At 56.2% G+C, this 4,046-nt stretch carries 4 protein-coding genes and 1 pseudogene; 2 read left to right on the top strand and 3 right to left on the bottom strand.

Annotated features, from left to right (window positions below; genetic code table 11):
• Positions 1–174: 174 nt before the first annotated feature.
• Both KDX30_RS29955 and KDX30_RS29950 read right to left on the bottom strand, forming a co-directional pair.
• A complete protein-coding gene (locus KDX30_RS29955; protein ID WP_406644026.1) occupies positions 175–1,038 on the bottom strand; it encodes a methyl-accepting chemotaxis protein in 864 nt (287 codons plus the stop codon).
• Positions 1,030–1,785, bottom strand: a pseudogene (locus tag KDX30_RS29950) (MCP four helix bundle domain-containing protein); the annotation flags it as partial. The gene KDX30_RS29955 and the pseudogene KDX30_RS29950, both read right to left, overlap by 9 nt.
• Before the next feature lie 431 nt (positions 1,786–2,216).
• Between KDX30_RS29950 and KDX30_RS29325 the strand changes: the two are divergent.
• Both KDX30_RS29325 and KDX30_RS29320 read left to right on the top strand, forming a co-directional pair.
• A complete protein-coding gene (locus KDX30_RS29325; RefSeq protein ID WP_027899824.1) occupies positions 2,217–2,450 on the top strand; it encodes a hypothetical protein in 234 nt (77 codons plus the stop codon).
• Complete coding sequence (locus tag KDX30_RS29320) at positions 2,447–2,749, top strand: cell division protein ZapA (RefSeq protein WP_027899823.1); 303 nt, start codon at positions 2,447–2,449, stop codon at positions 2,747–2,749. The genes KDX30_RS29325 and KDX30_RS29320 overlap by 4 nt, the downstream gene beginning before the upstream one ends.
• A 106-nt stretch (positions 2,750–2,855) precedes the next feature.
• On the opposite strand, the gene KDX30_RS29315 is transcribed toward KDX30_RS29320, so the two are convergent.
• Entirely contained in the window at positions 2,856–3,896 is a 1,041-nt protein-coding gene (locus KDX30_RS29315; RefSeq protein WP_027898487.1) for a threonine aldolase family protein, read from the bottom strand.
• Positions 3,897–4,046 lie beyond the last annotated feature (150 nt).

Below are 4,046 nucleotides of genomic sequence, written 5' to 3'. Positions count from 1 at the left end.
ATGCTTTTTCATGGACTCGCCCTCGCTGTCGTTGGCTTCTTAAGAATGCCACCGTGGCGCTACTGACGCCTCGGCTTGGGCGAGTCCATCCAATTACGGGATTGCAAGTGAACATAGAGTCCCCCACAGGTATTCCAGCCCCGGAATCTGAATCGAATGGGCTGGGTATCGCGCTTACAAACTAAACCGCGAAACCATGCCGTTCAGGTCAACCGCCAACCGGGTCAGCTCGCTGCTGGCAGCACTGGTCTGGGTGGCACCGTCAGACGACTGGGCCGACAGATCACGGATGTTCACCAGGTTGCGGTCCACTTCACGAGCCACTTGAGCCTGCTCTTCGGCGGCACTGGCGATTACCAGATTACGCTCGTTGATTTCCACCACGGCGGTGTTGATGGTGTCCAGCGCCAGCCCTGCGCCTTTGGCGATGCTTAGGGTCGACTCAGCACGCTCGGTACTGTTACGCATTGAGCTGACTGCCTGTTCGGTGCCGCCTTGAATGCTGCCGATCATGCGCTCGATTTCGCTGGTGGACTGCTGAGTACGATGCGCCAAGGCACGCACTTCATCCGCGACCACGGCAAAACCACGACCGGCTTCACCGGCACGCGCCGCTTCAATTGCGGCGTTGAGGGCCAGCAGGTTGGTCTGGTCAGCCAGGCCGCGAATCACATCCAGCACTTTGCCAATGTCACGGGACTCTTCAGCCAGATTACCGATCAGTGTTGCAGTGCTCTGCACGTCGCCGCTCATGCGCTCGATGGCATTGACAGTTTCCTGAACCAGATCACGACCGTCGCCCGCCGAGGCAGTGGCGTTTTTCGAGGCTTCAGAAGTACTGACCGCGTTACGCGCCACCTCTTCCACAGCGCTGGTCATCTGGTTGACAGCAGTAGCGGCTTGTTCGATTTCGTTGTTCTGCTCAGCCAGGCCACGAGCGCTCTCGTCGGTCACCGCATTGAGTTCCTCAGCAGCAGAAGCAAGCTGGGTGGCGGAACCCGAAATACGGGTCAATGTGTCACGCAGCTTTTCCTGCATTTTCTGCATGGCGGCGAGCAAACGACCGGCTTCGTCAGTACCGTCGGCTTTGATCGGGCGAGTCAGATTACCCTCAGCGATGGTTTCTGCGGCTTCAAGCGCTGAAGCAATTGGCTGGGTGATACTGCGGGTCAACAGCCAGGCGAACAGGATGGTCAGGATCGTGGTGATGATCAGCAGGCTAACTACCAGAGTGAATGCCGAAGAATACTGCTCGGCAGCGTCCATGTTGGTATCTCTCAATTCCTTGGCATTGATCTCGACCAGCCTGGCCAGCGCCACGTTCATCTGATCGGAGTTGGCCAGCGTTTCTTCATTGAGCAATTGACCCAACTCATCAATCTTGCCAGCACGACTCAGGCTCTTGATGCGTTCTTCTAGCTGGCGGTACTCCCCTAGCAGTCGCACATACTCGTTGTAGGCGGATTGCTCCTCTGGAGAGGTAATGAATTTTTCATAGACAGCCTGGGCGTCAGTGATTTGCTTGTTACGCATGGCGAACAAATCGATGGTCTTGTTCTGAATGTCCGGTTCGCGGTTGATCAATAGACGATAGGACAGAACGCGCAGGCGAATGCTGATTTCGGTGAGTCGGTCCAGACTCTGGATGCTGGGAACGCTGCTTTTTGCGATCTCATCGCCTGCGTCACGGATCTTGCTCATCTGCGACAGCGCAAAAACGCCGAGGACCAACATAAGGGTGCCGATCAAGGCAAAGCCGAGAAACGCGCGGGGCGCAATATTCATGGTGCGTAATGACATGGGTTTTCCCAAAAGAAGAAGCGCATTCCTTGCGTTGAAGTGAATAGAAGAGGTGGTGATGCCTATCGGTTACAGGGTGACGGACTTGAGGCCGATGCACTGAAATCAGGCGTGGCGTAAGGTCGCAGGCTCTTTTCGATATAGCAAAAAGCCATGCAAGTCATTGAAAGGCAACGTTTACAGGGCTTTGAGCAAAAAACACGGGAATATCGAAGACGACATGTTTCTTCGGCCTGGCCCGACTGACGAGCAGCAGGAACCAGATCGGAAAATCACAGTCAACAGGGCCTGTTTATGCACTTGCCTTCAGGGAGGACGCAGCGCGCCAGAACGCCGTTATTTAAGTGGCTTAACTGGTATGCGCAGTGACTTTTCTTTAAGGTGTGCGCCCGTTGAAATTTGCTAGAGAAATCAAAATGTTGGAAGCATCCCTTAGCCAGTTGGAACAACTTGTCAGCGATCTGGTGCAACAAAACCAGCAACTGCAAAGCACAAACGCTCAGCTCAGCACGGAGCTGGCCCAAGCCAGGGATGACAACGACAGTCTGCAACTGAGTCTGATGGAGCAGGAAGAGAAACAAGGTGCCACTGCGGCGCGGATTCAGGCCCTTGTTGACCGCGCGACCAGCGCAAGCGCAGTCAGCGCATGAGCACTGACAGAAACGGGGTGACGGTCGTTTCGATTCTCGGCAACGACTATTCGATCAAGGCCCCGGCCGGTGAAGAGCAAACCCTGCAGCAAGCCACCGCATTGCTGCGCGCATCGCTGGCCGATACCAAGCGCAAATACCCGACGCTGATTGGCGACCGCCTGCTGGTGCTGGCCGCCCTTAACCTGTGCTCACAGCAGATCGAGCTCAAACAGCAACATCAGGTCGAGCTGGACCTCTGCCGCGAGAAGGTCGATGCGACGGTGGAAGCGATTTCGAAGACGATTGCGCAGAACTGATTCGAATACACAGGTAGGAGCGAACTTGTTCGCGAGGCGGCGCAGCTGACACACCGCGTCGCCAGCATCGCCAACAAGTTGGCTCCTACCGGAATTGCATCGCGCGTTAAGCCCCCATCACCAACCGGATATCCGCGGCCAACTCACGCACGCGGGCTTCTTCGGTGTCCCACGAGCACATGAAGCGCGCGCCGCCGTTGCCGATGAAGGTATAGAAGCGCCAACCCTTGGCCGTCAGTGCCGCAATGGCAGGTTGTGACAATTGCAGGAATACACCGTTAGCCTGGACCGGGAACATCAGTTCAACACCCGGAATGTCCTTCACCAGCGACGCCAGCAATTGCGCGCAATGGTTGGCATGATTGGCGTGTTTGAGCCAGGCATCACCTTCCAGCAGCCCAACCCAGGGTGCTGACAGGAAGCGCATCTTCGACGCCAGTTGCCCGGCCTGCTTGCAACGGTAATCAAAGTCTTCAGCCAGCTTGTGGTTGAAGAACAGAATCGCCTCGCCCACCGCCATGCCGTTCTTGGTGCCACCAAAGCACAGCACATCGACACCCGCCTTCCAGGTCAGCTCAGCGGGTGAACACTCGAGAAATGCACAGGCGTTGGCAAATCGCGCGCCGTCCATGTGCAGATTCAGATTCAACTCTTTGCAGGTTGCGCTGATCGCCTTGAGCTCTTCTGGCTGGTAAACGCTGCCGACTTCGGTGGCTTGGGTCAGGGTCACGACACGAGGTTTGGGGTAGTGAATATCCTGACGCTTGAGCGCCACTTCGCGGATCGACTCAGGCGTCAGCTTGCCCTGTTCGCTGCGTGCAGTGAGCAGCTTGGAGCCGTTGGAGAAGAACTCCGGAGCGCCGCATTCGTCAGTTTCGACGTGAGCGGTTTCCGAGCAGATAACGCTGTGATAGCTCTGGCACAACGAAGACAGGGCCATTGAGTTGGCGGCCGTGCCGTTGAAGGCGAAGAACACTTCACAGTCGGTTTCAAATAATTTACGGAATTGATCCGAGGCACGCGCGGTCCATTCGTCATCGCCATACGCACGTTGATGGCCGTGGTTAGCCTGTTCCATCGCAGCCCAGGCTTCAGGACAGATACCCGAATAGTTATCACTGGCAAACTGCTGGCTTTTATCGGTCATGGCCGAATCCTTGTCATTGATTATGCTGCGCACTGTAGCGAAGATCGCAGGGCTTGGTCATTAGCTGCCTTGTTGCAGATAGCTTTGGTAGGAGCGCGCTTGCCCGCGATGGCGTCAGGTCAGCCGACAAAGATGTTGATTGACCTGACG

The sequence above is a fragment of the Pseudomonas quasicaspiana genome (assembly GCF_021147825.1).
GTDB classification, from domain to species: domain Bacteria; phylum Pseudomonadota; class Gammaproteobacteria; order Pseudomonadales; family Pseudomonadaceae; genus Aquipseudomonas; species Aquipseudomonas quasicaspiana.
Note: the sequence above shows the minus strand (reverse complement) of the source record. Positions and strands in the feature narration are given on the sequence as shown.